At 62.9% G+C, this 17,153-nt stretch carries 15 protein-coding genes and 1 tRNA gene; 6 read left to right on the top strand and 10 right to left on the bottom strand.

The genetic code is table 11. The features are described from left to right. The first annotated feature begins 242 nt into the window (after positions 1–242). On the top strand, positions 243–794 hold the full coding sequence (locus DFR29_RS13285) for an NADPH-dependent FMN reductase (RefSeq protein WP_133819093.1): 552 nt from the start codon (positions 243–245) through the stop codon (positions 792–794). A gap of 147 nt (positions 795–941) precedes the next feature. Here DFR29_RS13285 and uvrB read toward each other — a convergent pair whose 3' ends face one another. Continuing rightward, on the bottom strand, positions 942–2,975 hold the full coding sequence (gene uvrB, locus DFR29_RS13280) for an excinuclease ABC subunit UvrB (protein WP_133819092.1): 2,034 nt from the start codon (positions 2,973–2,975) through the stop codon (positions 942–944). Positions 2,976–3,136: 161 nt separating this feature from the next. Between uvrB and DFR29_RS13275 the strand changes: the two genes are divergently transcribed. Both DFR29_RS13275 and DFR29_RS13270 read left to right on the top strand, forming a co-directional pair. After that, a complete protein-coding gene (locus tag DFR29_RS13275) occupies positions 3,137–3,691 on the top strand; it encodes a GspH/FimT family pseudopilin (RefSeq protein WP_133819091.1) in 555 nt (184 codons plus the stop codon). A 268-nt stretch (positions 3,692–3,959) separates the two neighbouring features. After that, a complete protein-coding gene (locus tag DFR29_RS13270; RefSeq protein ID WP_133819090.1) occupies positions 3,960–4,142 on the top strand; it encodes a hypothetical protein in 183 nt (60 codons plus the stop codon). 591 nt (positions 4,143–4,733) lie between these two features. Here the strand turns inward: DFR29_RS13270 and DFR29_RS13265 are convergent. Both DFR29_RS13265 and ppnN read right to left on the bottom strand, forming a co-directional pair. Beyond that, a tRNA-Asn gene (locus DFR29_RS13265) sits at positions 4,734–4,809 on the bottom strand. 80 nt (positions 4,810–4,889) lie between these two features. Then, positions 4,890–6,287 (bottom strand): nucleotide 5'-monophosphate nucleosidase PpnN, encoded by a 1,398-nt coding sequence (gene ppnN / locus DFR29_RS13260; protein WP_133819089.1) that lies wholly within the window; start codon positions 6,285–6,287, stop codon positions 4,890–4,892. Positions 6,288–6,627: 340 nt separating this feature from the next. Between ppnN and DFR29_RS13255 the strand changes: the two genes are divergently transcribed. Next, positions 6,628–7,134 carry a hypothetical protein gene (locus DFR29_RS13255; protein ID WP_133819088.1) on the top strand — a complete coding sequence of 169 codons (507 nt, stop codon included), beginning with the start codon at positions 6,628–6,630 and terminating at the stop codon, positions 7,132–7,134. Positions 7,135–7,210: 76 nt separating this feature from the next. Here the strand turns inward: DFR29_RS13255 and DFR29_RS13250 are convergent, their stop codons facing one another. The 5 genes from DFR29_RS13250 to grxD form a co-directional block, all read right to left on the bottom strand. Next, the gene (locus tag DFR29_RS13250; RefSeq protein WP_133819087.1) at positions 7,211–10,411 is read right to left on the bottom strand and encodes a TonB-dependent receptor; all 3,201 of its coding nucleotides are present in this window, start codon (positions 10,409–10,411) and stop codon (positions 7,211–7,213) included. Positions 10,412–10,616: 205 nt separating this feature from the next. After that, a complete protein-coding gene (olsF, locus tag DFR29_RS13245; protein ID WP_133819086.1) occupies positions 10,617–12,356 on the bottom strand; it encodes a bifunctional ornithine lipid synthase OlsF in 1,740 nt (579 codons plus the stop codon). Between the two features lie 87 nt (positions 12,357–12,443). Further along, complete coding sequence (locus tag DFR29_RS13240) at positions 12,444–13,043, bottom strand: YhgN family NAAT transporter (RefSeq protein ID WP_133819085.1); 600 nt, start codon at positions 13,041–13,043, stop codon at positions 12,444–12,446. A gap of 195 nt (positions 13,044–13,238) precedes the next feature. Further along, positions 13,239–13,997 (bottom strand): SDR family NAD(P)-dependent oxidoreductase, encoded by a 759-nt coding sequence (locus DFR29_RS13235; protein WP_133819084.1) that lies wholly within the window; start codon positions 13,995–13,997, stop codon positions 13,239–13,241. Then, positions 13,997–14,314, bottom strand: a complete 318-nt coding sequence (grxD, locus tag DFR29_RS13230; RefSeq protein WP_133819228.1) for a Grx4 family monothiol glutaredoxin — start codon at positions 14,312–14,314, stop codon at positions 13,997–13,999. Before grxD ends, DFR29_RS13235 begins: the two co-directional genes overlap by 1 nt. A 174-nt stretch (positions 14,315–14,488) precedes the next feature. On the opposite strand from grxD, the gene DFR29_RS13225 reads away from it, so the two are divergent. Beyond that, positions 14,489–15,067 carry a superoxide dismutase gene (locus DFR29_RS13225; protein ID WP_133819083.1) on the top strand — a complete coding sequence of 193 codons (579 nt, stop codon included), beginning with the start codon at positions 14,489–14,491 and terminating at the stop codon, positions 15,065–15,067. A gap of 70 nt (positions 15,068–15,137) precedes the next feature. Here the strand turns inward: DFR29_RS13225 and DFR29_RS13220 are convergent, their stop codons facing one another. Next, a complete protein-coding gene (locus DFR29_RS13220) occupies positions 15,138–16,268 on the bottom strand; it encodes a 5-(carboxyamino)imidazole ribonucleotide synthase (RefSeq protein ID WP_133819082.1) in 1,131 nt (376 codons plus the stop codon). Then, on the bottom strand, positions 16,265–16,768 hold the full coding sequence (gene purE, locus DFR29_RS13215) for a 5-(carboxyamino)imidazole ribonucleotide mutase (RefSeq protein ID WP_243746055.1): 504 nt from the start codon (positions 16,766–16,768) through the stop codon (positions 16,265–16,267). Before purE ends, DFR29_RS13220 begins: the two co-directional genes overlap by 4 nt. A gap of 64 nt (positions 16,769–16,832) precedes the next feature. Here purE and DFR29_RS13210 point away from each other — a divergent pair, with 64 nt between their 5' ends. Continuing rightward, positions 16,833–17,099 carry a Trm112 family protein gene (locus DFR29_RS13210; protein WP_133819080.1) on the top strand — a complete coding sequence of 89 codons (267 nt, stop codon included), beginning with the start codon at positions 16,833–16,835 and terminating at the stop codon, positions 17,097–17,099. The last annotated feature ends 54 nt before the right edge of the window (positions 17,100–17,153 follow it).

Below are 17,153 nucleotides of genomic sequence, written 5' to 3'. Positions count from 1 at the left end.
AAGGGGCGCGAAATATAGCGGACTCGTTGCGGCAGTACAAGCCCGGCAATGCATTTCGATGCGACTGCGTGCACTGGCTTTTGTCATCCCGGGCTGTACGGTTTATCACCCGAATGGGCACTGATCGAATGCTGCCGCACCAGTACAGTGGAGCCTTCGTCAGTATCAGCCGCCGCGCGCCCTGGCGGGAGGCGGTGCAGACCCGTTTGCCGTTAGTTTTTTTCACTCTGAAGGAGCCCGTCATGAGCCAGTATCGTATCGCCGTCGTCGTCGGCAGCCTGCGCAAGGATTCGTTCAACAAGAAGCTTGCCACTGCGCTGACCCGCCTGGCACCGGCCGATTTCCACTTCGCGACATCGCGCATCGACGACCTCCCGCTGTACGACCAGGACGACGATGCCAACCAGGCCGATGCGGTCAAGCGCCTCAAGAGCGAAATCAGCGCCGCGCAGGGACTGCTGTTCGTCACTCCGGAATACAACCGCTCGATGCCCGGTGTGCTCAAGAACGCGCTGGACCATGCCTCGCGCCCTTACGGCACCAGCGCCTGGGACGGCAAGCCTGCCGGCGTGATCGGCGTATCGGTCGGCGCCATCGGCACCGCGCTGGCGCAGCAGCATCTGCGCAACGTGCTGGCCTATCTCAATGTGCCTACGCTGGGCCAGCCCGAAGCATTCATCCATGCCAAGGAAGGACTGTTCGAGGCGGACGGCAGCATCGGCGCGGCCAGCCGTGAATTCCTGCAGAAATGGATGAATCAGTACGCAGCCTGGGTCAAGCGGCACGCTGGCTGAGCATCGCGGCGAGGACAACGCTCCGCCCTGGCATGGCAAGGGCATGCGTTCATCTGCATGCCTCGTGCTGGGCCAATAGAAGCGGCGCGAACCAAAGGCTAGCGCCGCTTCCATCGATGCCGTTGCGAATCGGCGCGACGGGGCGGCTCAGCTGATCAAGCCTTCGTTACGCAACGTGTGGATTTCGTCGCGTACCCGCGCAGCCTCTTCGAATTCCAGATCCTGGGCGTGCTTGTACATCTGAGCCTCGAGCTTCTTGATGCGTGCAGCGATCTGCTCCGGCGACAGCAGCGAATAGTCGGCGGCAGCCTCGGCCACCTTGAGCTCGCCTTTGCCTTTGCCTTTGCCCTTGCCTGCCCTCTCGTTGGCAGCGTCCGCACGCGCGCCTTCCATGATGTCGGAAATCTTGCGCACGACGGAACGCGGCGTGATGCCGTGTTCCAGGTTGTAGGCCACCTGCTTGGCGCGGCGGCGGTCGGTTTCCTCGATCGCCGCCTTCATCGAATCGGTGATGCGGTCGGCGTAGAGAATCGCCCTGCCGCGCAAATGGCGCGCTGCGCGGCCGATGGTCTGTACCAGCGAGCGCTCGGAACGCAGGAAGCCTTCCTTGTCCGCATCAAGAATCGCCACCAGCGACACCTCGGGCATGTCCAGCCCTTCGCGCAATAGGTTGATGCCGACCAGCACGTCGAACACGCCCAGGCGCAGGTCACGGATGATTTCCACGCGCTCTACCGTCTCGATGTCCGAATGCAGGTAGCGCACGCGTATGCCGTGTTCGCCAAGGTAATCGGTCAGGTTCTCCGCCATGCGCTTGGTCAGGGTCGTCACCAGTACGCGGTCGCCCAACGCAATGCGCTTCTTGGCCTCGCCGAGCAGGTCGTCGACCTGGGTTCCGACGGGACGCACCTCGACCTGCGGATCGACCAGGCCGGTAGGCCGTACCAGCAGCTCGACCACGCTGCCCTGGGACTTTTCCAGCTCGTATTTGGCTGGCGTGGCCGACACGAAGATCGAGCGCGGCGCCCGCGCCTCCCATTCCTCGAAACGCAGCGGCCGGTTGTCCAGCGCTGACGGCAGGCGGAAGCCAAATTCGACCAGGGTTTCCTTGCGCGAGCGGTCGCCCTTGTACATGCCGCCCAGCTGCGGAATGGTCACGTGCGATTCGTCCACGACCAGCAGCGAATCCGCCGGCAGATAGTCGAACAGCGTCGGCGGCGGATCGCCGGGCAGGCTGCGCGTGAGATGGCGCGAGTAGTTCTCGATGCCCTGGCAGTAGCCGATCTCCACCAGCATCTCCAGGTCGAACTGGGTGCGCTGCTGCAGGCGCTGCGCCTCGAGCAGCTTGTTCGCCTTGTACAACTGGTCCAGGCGCTCGCGCAGTTCTTCCTTGATCGTTTCCACCGCGTGCAGCACGCTTTCCCGCGTGGTCGCGTAATGCGTCTTGGGATAGACGGTAAAGCGCGGCACCTTGCGCAATACCACGCCGGTCAGCGGATCGAAGATCGACAGGCTTTCGATATCGCCGTCGAACAACTCGATGCGCAAGGCCTCCATTTCGCTTTCCGCCGGAAACACGTCGATGACCTCGCCGCGCACGCGATAGGTACCGCGCTTGAGCTCGTAGTCGCCACGCGTGTACTGCAGTTCTGTCAGATGGCGGATCAGCTCGCGCTGGTCGGTATGCTCGCCACGCATCAGGTGCATGCGCATCTTCAGGTACTGGTCCGGATCGCCCAGGCCGTAGATGGCCGACACCGTCGCCACGATCAGCGCGTCGCTGCGCGACAGCAGTGCCTTGGTCGCCGACAGGCGCATCTGTTCGATATGGTCGTTGATCGAGGAGTCTTTCTCGATATACGTATCGCTCGACGGCACGTAGGCCTCGGGCTGGTAGTAGTCGTAATAGCTGACGAAGTATTCCACCGCGTTATGCGGGAAAAACTCCTTGAATTCGCCGTACAGCTGCGCGGCCAGGGTCTTGTTCGGCGCCAGCACCAGGGTCGGCTTCTGGATCTGCTGCACCACATTGGCAATCGTATACGTCTTGCCGGAGCCGGTGACGCCGAGCAGCGTCTGGTGCGCCAGCCCGGCCTGGAAACCGTCGATAAGACGGGCAATGGCCGCCGGCTGGTCGCCGGCTGGCTGATACGGCGACACCAGTTGGAACCGGTCGGTCATGGTTTGCTCCCGTCGAAACGCCAGTATAGGTGGGGAGTACGCGCACTGCGATCAAGCCCAGGCCGCGCTCGGAAACATCCGATTAGCGCACGCGGCAATCGCCGCTGCTGAGACAGCGCGCCACTGCCTAATCTGCCGCTCCCATCTTTCGGAGCACGCCCATGCAGCACTTTCCCGGCGCCGCGCAGCGCGGCATCAGCCTCATCGAACTGTTGTCCACCCTCGGTCTCATCGGTGTGGGCCTGGCCGTCGCCCTGCCCTGGCTGGGCGATTTCAACGCAGGTGCACAGTTGCGCGGCAGCACTCACCAATGGATGACTACGCTGGCCACAGCACGCAGCAGCGCGGTCAGCAGCGCCCAGGTCGTCGTGGCCTGCCCGGCGCAGGAAGACCATTGCCTCCGCACACCCTGGTGGCATCAGGGCTGGATACTTTTCCTGGACGGCGACCGCAACGGCGAACGCGACGCCGCCGAACCGATACTGCTGCGCGACACGGGCCAGACCGGCGTGCAGATCGCAGGCAGCAGCGGACGCCCACGCATCCGTTACCTGCCCGACGGCAGCAGCGAGGGCAGCAACGTCACGCTGACCTTCTGCAACCGCGGCGGCGCCGCCAGCGCGCGCACGATCGTCGTCAACAATGCAGGGCGCGCGCGTACCGGCAGCGCAACGGCGGCCCAGGCGGCCACCGCCTGTGCCGGCATAGGAGCCTGAGCCGCCGCCTGGCGCAGTTTCCGCAACATCTGCCGCCGCCGCGCTCCAACCCGGACAGATCTCGGAAATTTCCTAGACAACTGCCGGTGTTTTCCTGATTCGCAACCACACCAGACGGCGCAGTCTGGTGTGGCTTCGAGGACGTGGGCCCGCGGCGGGCATAAGGAAGCCCGTAACGCTGATGGGACGAATAAGCCCCATGACCGAGCAAGCCGACGGCCGGCGCGCTGCAGAGCGCCGAGGCCATTCGCGATCATGAGGAACAACCATGCAAGCCGCAGCACGCCAGACCTTGACCGACATCCGTACCATCCAACGGCTGGAATGCTATGTGCGCTGCGCCCGCGCCGAGCTCGCCAGCAATCCCGACGATGACCTGCTGCGCGAGTTCATCCGCCTCAACGAGTCGCTGATCCGCGACGAGCGCGCAAAGCTGCTGAGTACCGCTTAGCGGCCCCGACGCCAGTCGAGCGCTCGCAAGGGCGATCGACGCGTCCATGCAGCACCCGTTCTACACTGCCGGCCCGTTTATCCTCTGGCGCAACGGAATGCGAAACGGTGCCGGCAGTGATTTCTCTGCAGAAATACGCCAATCGCTCGGATAATTCGGGCGTGCCTGCCTTTCGCACCTTTGATGATGCGATCATCGTGCAGTTCGGCGGCGGCGCTGTCTGACGTTATTCGAAGGCGAGCGCCGGTTCGCGCCACCTGGCCACGCCGAAGCAACTCGCCCGCGCCAGCGCCGGTTTGGCGACATTTATCGCGCAGCATTGCGACAGCCTGGACTACGAGCGCTGAGTCGACACGGCTGACAGGCCCGCGCGCCCTACTGGTGCGAGCCGGCTTACGCAGCAGTGGCATTGACGACGGCCAACGACACCGCGGCGCCACGCCGCTCCGCGCAAACAATCCACTTTGTTCTTTTTACAAGATGCGCAATACGCAGGGGCGCACAAAGAAAACCCGGCACTAGGCCGGGTTTGATGTGTGAAACAGCATGGCAAAAAAAAATCGGGACCGACTTTTCGCTACGCTTTTTATTTGGCTCCCCGAGACGGACTCGAACCGCCGACCCAGTGATTAACAGTCACTTGCTCTACCGACTGAGCTATCGGGGAATGTGTAAGGCGCGGGATTTTGCCGATACACCCTGCCCTCGTCAAGCATTTTCAGTTCTTATGGCGTATCGGCATGCAAATCAGTCGACGATGACGCGGTAGCAAGGCTTGTAGGCGCTGCCGCCGGGCAACTTCATTCGGTGCTGCGCGACAAAACTCTGCAGCAGGCCGTCGAGTGCGCGCATGATTTCCGGTTCGCCGTGGATCTCGAACAGGCCGTGCTGTTCGATCGCACGGATGCCGTCTTCCTTGACGTTGCCAGCGACGATGCCGGAGAACGCACGGCGCAGGTCCGCAGCAAGGCGATAGGCGGGCTGGTCACGATTGAGCTTCAGGCTGGCCACGTTCTCGTGAGTGGGCTTGAACGGCAGCTGCAGGTCGATCTGGATGCGCAGCGCCCAGTTGAAGAAGAACGCGTCCTTGGTGTCCAAGCGATAGTCGCGCACCTTGTCGATGCCCTTGACCATCAGCTTGGCCACTTCGGCCGCGTCGTCCACGACGATGTGGTAGCGCTTGGCGACATCGTCGCCGAGGGTCAGTCGCAGGAAGCGGTCGATCTGCTCGAAATACGCGGCCGATTCGCGCGGGCCGGTGAAGATCAGCGGGAACGGAATGCCGGCATTGTCCGGATGTAGCAGGATGCCCAGCAGATAGAGGATTTCCTCGGCCGTGCCCACGCCGCCCGGAAACACGATGATGCCGTGACCGACGCGGACGAAGGCTTCGAGGCGCTTCTCGATGTCGGGCATTATGATGAGGTGGTTGACCGACGGATTCGGCGACTCGGCCGCGATGATGCCGGGCTCGGTGATGCCGATGTAGCGGTTGTTCTTCCGCCGCTGCTTGCCGTGGCCGATGATGGCGCCCTTCATCGGCCCCTTCATCGCGCCGGGGCCACAGCCAGTGACGATGTCGAGACTGCGCAGGCCGAGCTGGTAGCCGACCTGCTTGGTGTATTCGTATTCGCGCCGGGCGATGGAATGGCCGCCCCAGCACACCACCAGGTTGGGATCGTTATGCGGGCGCAGCACGCGCGCGTTGCGCAGGATCTCGAACACCGCGTGGGTGATGCCGGCGGAATCGTCCAGATCGAAGCCTTCGGCCTCCATCTGTGTTGCAACGTACACAATGTCACGAATTACCGCAAACAGCAGCTCGTTCACGCCGCGGATGATACGGCCGTCGACGAAGGCCTGCGCCGGCGCGTGGCTCAGCTCGATCTTGATGCCGCGGTCCTGCTGCAGCACCTGGATATCAAAATCGGGGTAGCGATCGAGCAGCGCGCGGGCGTCGTCGGTTTCCACGCCCTGGGTCAGTACCGCCAGCGCGCAGCGACGCAGCAGCGCGCGCACGCCGCGCTGGGAGGCATCGCGCAGGCGGCTGACTTCATTGCGGGAAAGTACATCGAGGCCGGCGGCGGGGGAAATGCGCGCCGATACGGTGGTGGGGCGGTTGGAGGTCTTGCTTTCTGGGCTCATGGATTTCCATCTTCTGCAGGCGATATCGCGCCGTCGCGACATCGCGGGGATCAGGGTCGGCCTAGCAGCGCGGTGGACGACAAATCCAGCGCGACCGGGGCCGAAGCAACGTGTGCGGAACACCGTGTTCCGCGCCCGACTAGGGGCTTTCGAGTCGTTTCGCCAGCATTCCGCATGCGGAAGCGTGCGTCAACTGCGGCCCGGGTGGGACATCGCACGCCGTGACCATCCGGGTGCGTCCGGAAGGTTTAACCTCAAGCTAACTCCGTCAAGCGAAATCATGCCTACTCTTTCATTTGTCACACAATGTGACAAACATACTTACCTGAAAGGATTGGTCATGACCTTACACAACACAGTCGCCCGCTTGGGCGCTTTGGCAGCTCTCGCAGTAGGCGGATCAGCATGGGCCCAACCTAGCGGACTGCCGGAACTTTGCCAGTGGTATCCAGGCGTTCCCGAGTGCAGCTGCAATATCAATCCTTACAACGTCGTATGTGGCAGCGGCGGCTGGCCTAATGTTCCAGACCTGCGTGACGGTGTTACGCCTCCAGATCCGCAACACATTTACATTCATGTGCCGAAAACATCGAACAATCCGTACTCGGCAACGTGCTGGTCGTCGTCGATTGACCGCTACAACTACGCTTATTGGGAGGTCGTCCACGGCTGGGCAGATGGCGACGAAAACCTGGGCTATTGGTGGGGGAGTAAGTGGTTCTTCGTCGTCTATTCGGACAACACCCTGAGTGAAGGATATGCGCACTCCCAAGGATTCTGGGAGTTGTACCAGGAGCCCGACATGCGAACCTGCGGCCGACCGCCTCTGCCTCACCAGCTTCCATAAATAAAAACCCCCTGGCGGCAAGGCCAGGGGGCTTCCTAGTGCGCCAGCAAACAGCGGCGCAAGTTCACTACGAGTTTCAGAACGAGTAACGCAGACCTACCTGGACCGCCCAGCGCGATTCGCCGATGTTGTCCTTGGTCACGTAGTCCTGTGCGGCACGCGGATAGCGGTAGATGTACTTGCCGGTAGCCGCATCGACGCCGCCGAACTCGGCTACGCCGAGGCGCTGGCCGCCGTTGCCGTTGAACGGCGCTTCTTCGATATGGCCCCACTTCTTGTTGAGCAGGTTGGTGAAGTTCAGGATGTCGATCCAGAGCTCGCCCTTGTTGCCCTTGAAGAAGCCCGGTACTTCCTGCGAGAAGCGCAGGTCGACCTGGTTGATCCACTTGCTGCGGGCGCTGTTGCGGCTGACGACCTGACCACGGTGGCTGTTGAGGAACTCGTTGCTCTGGATATAGTTCCAGAAGTTCGCCGCCTGGGTCGGATCGGCAATGATCACGTCGTTGGCGTCGACCGGCACATAGAACAGGTCGTTCCCCGCGTTGCCGTCGCCGTTCGCGTCATTGGAGAAAGTATAGCTGTACGGACGGCCGGTACGGCCTTCGTAGAAGCTCGACACCGTGGTGTTGTAGTCGCCGAAGAAGGCATGACGCCAGCTCAGCACCGCGGTGAAGCGCTGCTGGATTTCCGAAGCGGCCGTGGCGGCCACGTCTTCATTGGCGTTGTAGACCGCGAGCGAGTTCCAGTTCGACAGCGCGACCGAGGACGAGCCCACGTTGGTTTCGGTCGAATTGCCGTAGGAGTAGCCGACGCGACCAGCCCAGCTGTTGGAGAACGGCTTTTCCAACGACAGGGTCAGGTTGTTCGCCTTGCCTTCGTGCGTATTGCGCAGCAACACCACGTCACCGAAGTTCGGATTGCGACGCGAACGGCTGGTCTGAGCAGTATTGATATTGCCCCAATAGGCCGCGCGGCCATCGGGCAGCTTGCCAGTGGACGGACCGAGGTTGAGATAGTTGAACTGCACGCCGTCACGCACGTCCAGGTAGATGTACTCGGCCGAAGCGACCAAGCCCATCCACGGCAGTTCATGATCGAATGCGAGCGAGCTCTTCCACACAGACGGCGCGTGGAAATTCGGCGTCATCAGCGAAATGGTCTGCAGCACCGGCTGACCGACCGGACGCGGCTGGTTGTTCGGATCGGGCGAGAAATCCGTGCCGCTCGGCGAACGATAGGTCGAGAAAAGCAGGCCGTTGTTGCTGTACGAGTTCGACAGCCACACGCCCGGGCTGCCGCCCTGGAACAGACCTACGCCACCGCGCAACTGGGTCGGGCGCTCGGTATCGAAGGTGTAGTTGAAGCTGGTGCGCGGCTGCCACACCTTCAGGCCGTTGACGGTGGAGTCATTGCGGTAGTTGAACACCGGTTCGACGCTGGCGTTGTACAGCGGGAAATCGTCGGTAACGAAACGGTCAAGACGTACGCCGTACTGCACCGACAGGTTCGAGGTGACCTGCCAGGTGTCCTGGGCGAAAAAGCCCCACTGTTCCAGTGCCCAATCGGCTGCAGCATTAGCTGCATCACCACCGATCGGGGCGTTGAGCTGATAACCCACGTTGCCCGACAGGAGGCCGCCGGTATAGCCAGCCGGTAGCTGGGAATAACGACCCGCTTCGAAATCCGCGATGCTGGCGAACGCATAGTTGCCGTAGAAGTCCTGCAGGAAGAGATTGAAGGTATCGCTCTTCTTGTAGTCCAGGCCGAACTTGATGTCGTGGTCGCCAACGAACCAGTCGCCGGCCCAGAATGCGTTGACGCTCTTGACGTCCAGCGCATTGGCCTGGCGCGAACGCTCCGAGCCGAGGAACACGGTGGTGTTGGCTGCGCCATTGAGACCAGCAACCGCAATCGCCATGGCCGGCAGGTTGGAGGTGCGCAGCGACTGGTTGGTGTACTTGCTGTACGACACCGACGCTTCGGACGAGAAGTTCGCCGACCAGTCGTTGTACAGGTTCAGTGCGTAGTTCTCGAAGTCGTAGGTCTTGTCATACCACCAGGACGACAGCGAGATCTGGCCGCCGGTCAGGCGTTCCAGCACCGGCACCGAGGATTCCGTCTTGTTGTAGCGGAAGCTGGCGCGGTGATAGTCGTTGATGTTCCAGTCGAACTTGGCCAGGTACTTCTTGTCGGTCAGGTCGCCGGAAGGATTGAGCGAACCGGCATTGAAGCCCCACTTGTCGCGCGCGATGCGCACGATGTCGTCGAGCTGGGCCTGGGTGATGCCTGCTTCGTTGGTCGCGCCCGAACCGCGCACGCCGACGTCCGGCGCCACGTTGGTGCGCTCGAACTCTTCGTAGTTCAGGAAGAAGAACAGGGTGTCCTTGACTATGGGGCCGCCCAGGGTGAAGCCCTTGTTGGTCTGCTTGCCGAAGCCGGTGAACTTGGTGCCGGCTTCGTTCTCGCCGACCAGGTCCGGATCGCGGTAGGTGAAGTAGACCGAACCCTTGAATTCGTTGGTGCCGCTCTTGGTAACGGCATTGATCGACGCGCCCACGGAACGCGAATTGGTCACGTCGTAGTTGGCGGTGGAAATGTTGAATTCTTCAATCGTATCGATCGAGATCGGCTGGCTGCCGGTCTGCGACGGCAGTCCGGTGGATTCCAGGCCGAATTCGTCGTTGGTCGAGACCGCGTCGATCTTGATGTTGTTGTAGCGCGAGTTCTGGCCAACGGCGGAAATTTCGCCGCGTTCCTTGTCGGTCTGCACGATGCGCGGGTCTATGCGGACATAGTCCTGGATCGAGCGCGAGATCGACGGGAAAGCCTGGATCTGCTGGTTGCTGACGTTGGTGGACAGGCCCTTGTTGTCGGCCAGGAAGGTCGACGACAGAGCGGTGGCGGTGACTTCGACCGCTTCCAGCTGGGCCGCATCGGCGCCCAGGGTGAGATCGACGGTGGTGTCTTCGGCCAGCTTCAGATACACGTCGCTGCGCTCGGCCTTGCTCAGGCCGCTCTTTTCCGCGTCGACAACGAAGGGACCACCGACACGCAGACCGCGTGCGACGAAGCGTCCGTCGGCATCGGTGGTGACCGTCTTGGTGGTATTCGAGGGGACGTGGACGATTTCCACGGTGGCGCCGACGACCGGGGCACCGGCAGCATCGGTAATGCGGCCCGACATGGCCGCCGAAGTGTTCTGTGCAAAGCCTGGCGAGGAAGCCAGTAGCGAGGCGAGCATCAGCGGGAGGACTCTGACACGGAGTCGCTTATTCATCGTTTCACCCTTGGGTTGCGTGCAATTGTTACAGTCGTTGGTCAAACGAAAACCGCGGCGCCGATGGTCCCCACCGGCGTACGCGGCTCCGAATACCTTGATGTTCTTCTTCCCCTGGATCCTGACCCTGCGAGTCCATGCGCCGGCGGATCCGTTAACTCCAGTTTAACAGCAACAGATGACAGATTTGCAAAACCCTAGCCCGTTATTCGCTTGACGCGCTCGCTTCGGTCAGGTAGCGCGCGCGTTTGGCCGATTTGAGGCGGCTCAAGTCGAGGCGGATCAGTCCATCGACGCAACCGCCGAATTCCGGATCGACGCCGAAGGCGAGGAAGCGCACGCCGTCGGGCTCGCACAGATCGACGTACTGGCGATACAGGGTCGGGATGGATTGGTCGGACGTAGCCAGTTGCTGCTTGAGCAGGCTCAAGGCTGCCTTGGGATCTTTGCCGGCCAGCGCCGCGTCGGCCTCGCGCGCGATGGCCGGGGAAATCTGAAACGGGTTGCGCGCCGTGGCGAGCTGGTCCGGGTCGGCGAAAAAGCGGCCATGGGTATGCACGATCAGCTCGCGCACCGGCAGCGGCAGTGAGGCCGACAGGCTGACCGGGCCGAACAGATACCGCAGGTCGGGCCGCTTACGCAGGAAGGCGCCTATGCCCTGCCAGAGATAATCCAGGCTGCGCGAACCCCAATAGGCCGGCTGTATGAAGCTGCGCCCCAATTCCACGCCGTTCTGCAGGAACTCGTCGGCGGCAGGGGCGTAGTCGAACAACGAGGCCGAATACAGGCCTTGCATGCCGTGTTCGCGCAGGATGCGGGCGGATTCGCCCAGGCGATAGGCGCCGACGACGGCCAGGGCTTCGTCGTCCCACAGCACGATATGGCGGTAGTACGCGTCGAAGCGGTCGAGGTCGCGACGGTTGCCAGTGCCTTCGCCAACGCGGCGGAAAGCCAGCTCGCGCAGACGACCGATCTCGCGCATCACCGGACAGTCGGGCTGCGCGTCCAGCAGCAGGATGCGCTTGCCGTCGTTGGTCGAACCGAGGATTTCGGCGCGCTCCTTCAAGGCATTGCGCACGGCCAGCGGGGGTTCCGGGTGGGCGATCGCGGTCGAGGTGCTGAACTGGTTGGGCTGGCGCCTGGTCAGCTGGTAGACGTGCCGGCGCATGGCCTTGGCCAGCTGTTCCGGCGTGGCGCCCTCGCGCTCCAGTGCGGCAGGGGGTATCAGCTTGCCGATGGTGAAGCCGATGCGCATATGCCGCGCGCCGAACATCTCGCGCGACAGCAGCAAGGCCGACAACGGCTTGGCCAGCATCGACACGCCGTAGAACAAAGGAGAATTGTGCGCCGCGATGTGCACCGGCAGCACCGAGGCCTGGGTCTTGCGCGCCATGCGCAGGAAACCGGCCGACCAGCGTCCGTCGCGTACGCCATTGGGGCGCATGCGCGACACTTCGCCGGAAGGAAACACGATCAATGCCTGGCCTGCTTCCAGCGCGCGATAGGCTTCGCGCATGCCGCCGGCGGTAGTTGCATCGCCGCCGAAGACGTTGATCGGCAGCAACAGCGAGCGCAGGCGGGTGAGGTGCATCAGGACATCGTTGGCCAGGATGCGCACGTCGCGGCGCACGCTGCCGACCAATTGCAGCAGCGCCAACGCATCGAAGGCACCGAGGGGATGATTGGCGACGATCACCAGCGGCCCGTCGACGGGAATGTTCTCCCGGTCCGTATTGGCCACGCTGTAGCTGATGTCGAAATGTTCCAGGCCCTGCTCGACGAACTCGAAGCCGGAATACGAATCCAGCGCGGCGAGAGCCTGGTTGACCTGCTCTTCGCAGACCACTTTGCGCAGCAAGCCGACCACTGGCTGCGAGAACGTGCGCGCCACGCCTTCGGCCAGGCGCGGAAACTTCTCATACAGGCTGCGTTCGACGCTGATCACGACCATCTCCATTCAGGTTCGAGCGATGCTCGGACGCCGATGTTACAGGCGTTTGAATGGAGCCTCTATTCGGTCTTTGCCAACGGTTCAGAGCGGCGGCGCGTGCAGGTACCTGGCAATGCCGTCGAGCAGCATTTGTACGGAAAGTGCAATCAGGATCATGCCCATCAGGCGCTCCAGCGCCGTCAGCACGCTTTCGCCGAGCAGGCGATAGAGATAGGTGGCCGACCAGAGGATCAGCGCCGTCACGAACCAGGCAGCGAACAAGGCCAGCGCCCACTGCGGCAGCTTGCCGGGCTGGGTGTTGGTCAACAGCAGCAGCGCAGCCATGGCCGACGGCCCGGCGACGCCGGGAATGGCCATGGGCACGATGAACGGCTCGCCACCCTGGGTATCGCCGAAGATGCCGCCTTCCTTGGGCGGAAAGACCATCTTCACGCCGATCAGGAACAGGATGATGCCGCCGGCGATGCTGACCGACTCCTGCTTGAGCTGCAGCACCTTCAATATGTACTGGCCGCCGAGCAGGAAGGCGAACAGCACCACCAGTGCAATCAGCAGTTCGCGCAGCAGCACCAGACGCCGGCGTTCCGGCGCTACGCCCTTGAGCAGGCTCAGGAAAACCGGGATGTTGCCGAGCGGATCCATGATCAGGAACAGCAGGATGCCTGCGGACACGGTGCTCATCTGGCTATCCATTCCGACTCCTAGGTAGCGTTGTGTTTGTGGCTTTTGTGGCCGGCTGCGTGTCTCCACAACCCTGCAAAACCCTTGCGCTGCAAGGGCTCCCCCCTTTTCTCAAGGGGGTTCCAACGGCAACAGCAACAGGCAGCAGCAAACAACAGCGGGTTCTGGCATGTCCTGGACTTCCCCGTCGACCGATCAGTGCGTGGTACGCAGGTCGAGCAGTTGTCCGCGCGCTGCCTTGCCTTCGCTGCACAGCAGGTAGACCACGGCGGCGGCGAACTGGGCGGGTTCGGGGCGGTCGAGCGTGTTCTCGCCGAAATAGGCCATGCGGCGCAAGGCCGTGCGCATCGGCGGCGGCAACAGGCTGGCTATGCGCACGGTCGAATTCTCGGTTTCCTCGTGCAGCATCGCGACCAGGCCCGTCAAGGCCGCCTTGGCCACGCCATAGGCGCCCCAGAACGACTTGCGTACGCGCGCCGGATCGTCTTCGACGAACACCACGCTGGCATCAGCCGAGCGCTGCAGCAGCGGCAACACGGCCTGGGTCAGCAGGAACGGACCGTTCAGATTGACCTGCAATACGCGCATCCATTCTTCCGGCTTGAATTCGCGCAGCGGCGTCAGCCCGGCAAAATGGGCCGCCGCGTGGACCAGGCCGTCCAGGCCACCAAACTCGCGCTCCAGCGTATCGGCGAGCTGTTCGTAGTCGGCCGGCGTCGCACCTTCCAGGTTGAGCGGATAGATCGCCGGCGTTGCACCGCCCAGCGCTTCAAGCTCGTCGTAGAGTTTTTCCAGTGCCGGCACCTTGCGCCCCAGCAGCACAACGCAGGCGCCGGCTTCCGCACAGGCCAGCGCACTGGCCCGGCCAAGTCCGCCGGTGGCGCCGGTAATCAGGATGGTGCGGCCTTTGAGAGCGACGGCAGCAGGCGTCCAGTCCGCAGGCAGGGTTGCCATCACGGCTTCCGCGTCTCGCGCACAATGCGCTCCAGCTCGCCGGAGTCGTACAGTTCGAGGGTGATGTCGCAGCCACCGATCAACTCGCCGTTGATAAACAGTTGCGGAAAAGTCGGCCAGTTGGAATAGCGCGGCAGGTTGGCACGGATTTCCGGATCTTCCAGCACATTCACCGCGACATAGTCGGCATTGACCGCCTTGAGCGCCTGCACGGTACGACTGGAAAAACCGCACATGGGGAACTGCGGCGTACCCTTCATATAAAGAACGATGGGGCTGCCTTCGACGGTGGTTTTGATGCTTTCGAGAATGTCCATGGCGGAAACCTGGCAAATGGCGGCGCGACGGCGCGAGACCGGCGATTGTAGCAGCGCACGGCAGGCCCATCGGCAGGCCGCGCGCGCGCGCCGCTTGAAACGGTCGCGCATTGCCGCCATGAGCTACCTATAATCCCGGTTTCCAGCCACCAGCCCACCAGCAAGGAACAGCCCATGGCGATCGAACTCCCTCCCCTGCCCTATGCCAAGGATGCGCTCGCGCCGATCATTTCGGCCGAGACCATCGATTACCACTACGGCAAGCATCACCAGACCTACGTGACCAATCTGAACAATCAGATCAAGGGCACGGAATTCGAGAATCTTCCGCTGGAAGAGATCATCCGGAAATCGAGCGGCGGAATGTTCAACAACGCCGCGCAGATCTGGAACCACACCTTCTACTGGAACTGCCTCAAGCCCAACGGCGGCGGCGAACCCATCGGCAAGCTGGCCGACGCGATCAACGCGGCGTTCGGCTCCTTCGCCGCCTTCAAGGAACAGTTCACCAACACGGCCCTGACCACGTTCGGTTCGGGCTGGGCCTGGCTGGTACAGCGCACCGACGGCTCGGTCGCCTTGCTCAGCACCTCCAACGCCGCCACACCGCTGACCGGCTCGGACAAGGCATTGCTGACCTGCGACGTGTGGGAACACGCCTACTACATCGACTACCGCAATGCCCGCGCCAAGTACGTGGAAGCATTCTGGAATCTGGTCAATTGGGATTATGTGCAGTCGCAGATGGCGTAAGCCCTGGCGCAGCGCATGACAAAAAGCCGCTCATCGAGCGGCTTTTTTGTGCCTGCAGCCGGCGCCGAGATCAGCCGGCCAGTGCCTTGAGTACCGGCTCGGCCTGGTCCTCGCGTCCCAGCGCCCAGGCAACCCGCGCCAGGCGCTCACGCATTTCCACTACGGTAAAGGCGCACAAGGTCGCATGACCGACCTTGCGTCCGGCGCGAGGCTCCTTGCCATAGTCGTGCCAATGCGCGCGCGGCTCGGCCAGTACTGGCGCCGATTCGGGCAGGTCGCCGATCCAGTTGAACATCACATTGATCCCCAGCGACGCGGTATCGCCCAAAGGCAGGCCCAGGACGGCGCGCACATGGTTTTCGAACTGGCTGCAGGGCGCGCCTTCGATGGTCCAGTGGCCGGAATTGTGTACCCGTGGCGCCATCTCGTTGCCGAGCAGACGCCCCTCGTGCACGAACAACTCCAGCGCAAAGGTGCCGACATAGTCGATCGTCTCGGCGATACGCCGGGCCAGTGCGCAGGCTTGCTCGGCCAGGCTGTCCGAATCGGGTGCCGGCGCCAGACTCATGGAAAGAATGCCGTCGGCATGCCAGTTCTGCGTCAGCGGATAAGTGCGGAACTCGCCTTCGCGCGAACGCACGGCAATCACCGACAACTCGCGCTCGAACGGCACGAACGCTTCGACGATCAGCGGCGCATGGCCCAGCGCCGCCCAGGCCGCATCGACATCGGCCGCGCTGCGCAGGCGGAACTGGCCCTTGCCGTCGTAGCCCAGACGCCGCGTCTTGAGCACGGCCGGATAGCCGATCGTCTGCAGCGCCTGGATCAGTTCTTCCTTGCTCTCGACCGCGGCGAAAGCCGGCGTATCCAGGCCGATCTCGCGGAACAGGGTCTTCTCGGCCAGGCGGTCCTGCGCCAGCGCCAGCGCGCGCGGATTCGGATAGACCGCCGTGTGCTCGGTCAGCCAGTGCGCGGTCTCGGCTGGTACGTTCTCGAAATCGAAGGTGGCGACGTCGATGCGGCCGGCAAACTGCTCCAGCGCGGCAAAGTCGCGCCAGTCGGCCTGTTGCAGCGGCGCGACCTGGCTGGCGCAGGCGTCGGCCAGACTGTCGACGATAAGAAAACGAACGCCGAGCGGAGCGCCGGCCAGGGCCAGCATGCGGGCGAGCTGGCCGCCACCGAGAATGCCTACAGTACTCATGAGTGGCGCGGGTCCGCGTTATCCAGCACGGTCTGGGTCTGGTTGCGGCGGTACTCGGCCAGGGCCTGGCCGATGTCGGGGTGACTGGCCTGCAGCAGCGCGGCGGCGAACAAGGCCGTATTGATGGCACCCGCCTTGCCGATCGCGAACGTCGCCACGGGAATGCCGGCCGGCATCTGCACGATGGACAGCAGCGAATCCATGCCGTTGAGCGCATGCGACTGCACCGGCACGCCAAGCACCGGCACGGCGGTCTTCGCCGCAAGCATGCCGGGCAGATGTGCCGCACCGCCGGCACCCGCGATGATGGCGCGCAGACCGCGCGCCGCTGCCTGCTCGGCATAGCGAAACAGCAGATCGGGGGTACGGTGCGCCGAGACGACCTGCACTTCGTGCGGCACGCCCAGACGGGTCAAGGTGTCGGCAGCATGCTGCATCGTGTCCCAGTCCGACCGCGATCCCATCACTACGCCTATCAGAGGCTCGCTGCCGCTCGCCATGCTCATTGGTCCGCCCTGGGCAAAAACGGTATTGTAGAGGCAAATCCTTGCAGGGACGTGGGCCATGGACAAGCGCCTGTTGGACATCCTGTGTTGCCCGGTCAGCAAGGCGCCTCTGGCGCTGCTGTCGCGTCAACAGCTCGATGCCTTGAATTCTTCGATACGCAGCGGCACCGTTGAAACCGTGGCAGGCCAGAAGGTAGGCACGGCCCTTGCTGCGGGTTTGTTGACTGCCGACGCGAAAGTCATCTATCGGATCGAGGACGATATCCCCGTGATGCTGGCCGACGAAGCCATAGGCACTACCCAGCTGTCCGGCTTTCCCACCTGAATACTGCGGGGCGAAATCCATCGGTTCTGGCGACTGAGGGGTTTCCGATGCTGG

The sequence above is a fragment of the Tahibacter aquaticus genome, from assembly GCF_004363655.1.
Lineage (GTDB): Bacteria > Pseudomonadota > Gammaproteobacteria > Xanthomonadales > Rhodanobacteraceae > Tahibacter > Tahibacter aquaticus.
This window is presented reverse-complemented; position numbering and strand designations above follow the sequence as displayed.

What these genes read in the sequence shown, in the direction of transcription:
- DFR29_RS13285 (WP_133819093.1), top strand. Translation starts at nt 243, where the DNA reads ATGAGCCAGTATCGTATCGCCGTCGTCGTCGGCAGCCTGCGCAAGGAT.
- uvrB (WP_133819092.1), bottom strand. Translation starts at nt 2,975, where the DNA reads ATGACCGACCGGTTCCAACTGGTGTCGCCGTATCAGCCAGCCGGCGAC.
- DFR29_RS13275 (WP_133819091.1), top strand. Translation starts at nt 3,137, where the DNA reads ATGCAGCACTTTCCCGGCGCCGCGCAGCGCGGCATCAGCCTCATCGAA.
- DFR29_RS13270 (WP_133819090.1), top strand. Translation starts at nt 3,960, where the DNA reads ATGCAAGCCGCAGCACGCCAGACCTTGACCGACATCCGTACCATCCAA.
- ppnN (WP_133819089.1), bottom strand. Translation starts at nt 6,287, where the DNA reads ATGAGCCCAGAAAGCAAGACCTCCAACCGCCCCACCACCGTATCGGCG.
- DFR29_RS13255 (WP_133819088.1), top strand. Translation starts at nt 6,628, where the DNA reads ATGACCTTACACAACACAGTCGCCCGCTTGGGCGCTTTGGCAGCTCTC.
- DFR29_RS13250 (WP_133819087.1), bottom strand. Translation starts at nt 10,411, where the DNA reads ATGAATAAGCGACTCCGTGTCAGAGTCCTCCCGCTGATGCTCGCCTCG.
- DFR29_RS13240 (WP_133819085.1), bottom strand. Translation starts at nt 13,043, where the DNA reads ATGAGCACCGTGTCCGCAGGCATCCTGCTGTTCCTGATCATGGATCCG.
- DFR29_RS13235 (WP_133819084.1), bottom strand. Translation starts at nt 13,997, where the DNA reads ATGGCAACCCTGCCTGCGGACTGGACGCCTGCTGCCGTCGCTCTCAAA.
- grxD (WP_133819228.1), bottom strand. Translation starts at nt 14,314, where the DNA reads ATGGACATTCTCGAAAGCATCAAAACCACCGTCGAAGGCAGCCCCATC.
- DFR29_RS13225 (WP_133819083.1), top strand. Translation starts at nt 14,489, where the DNA reads ATGGCGATCGAACTCCCTCCCCTGCCCTATGCCAAGGATGCGCTCGCG.
- DFR29_RS13220 (WP_133819082.1), bottom strand. Translation starts at nt 16,268, where the DNA reads ATGAGTACTGTAGGCATTCTCGGTGGCGGCCAGCTCGCCCGCATGCTG.
- purE (WP_243746055.1), bottom strand. Translation starts at nt 16,768, where the DNA reads ATGGCGAGCGGCAGCGAGCCTCTGATAGGCGTAGTGATGGGATCGCGG.
- DFR29_RS13210 (WP_133819080.1), top strand. Translation starts at nt 16,833, where the DNA reads ATGGACAAGCGCCTGTTGGACATCCTGTGTTGCCCGGTCAGCAAGGCG.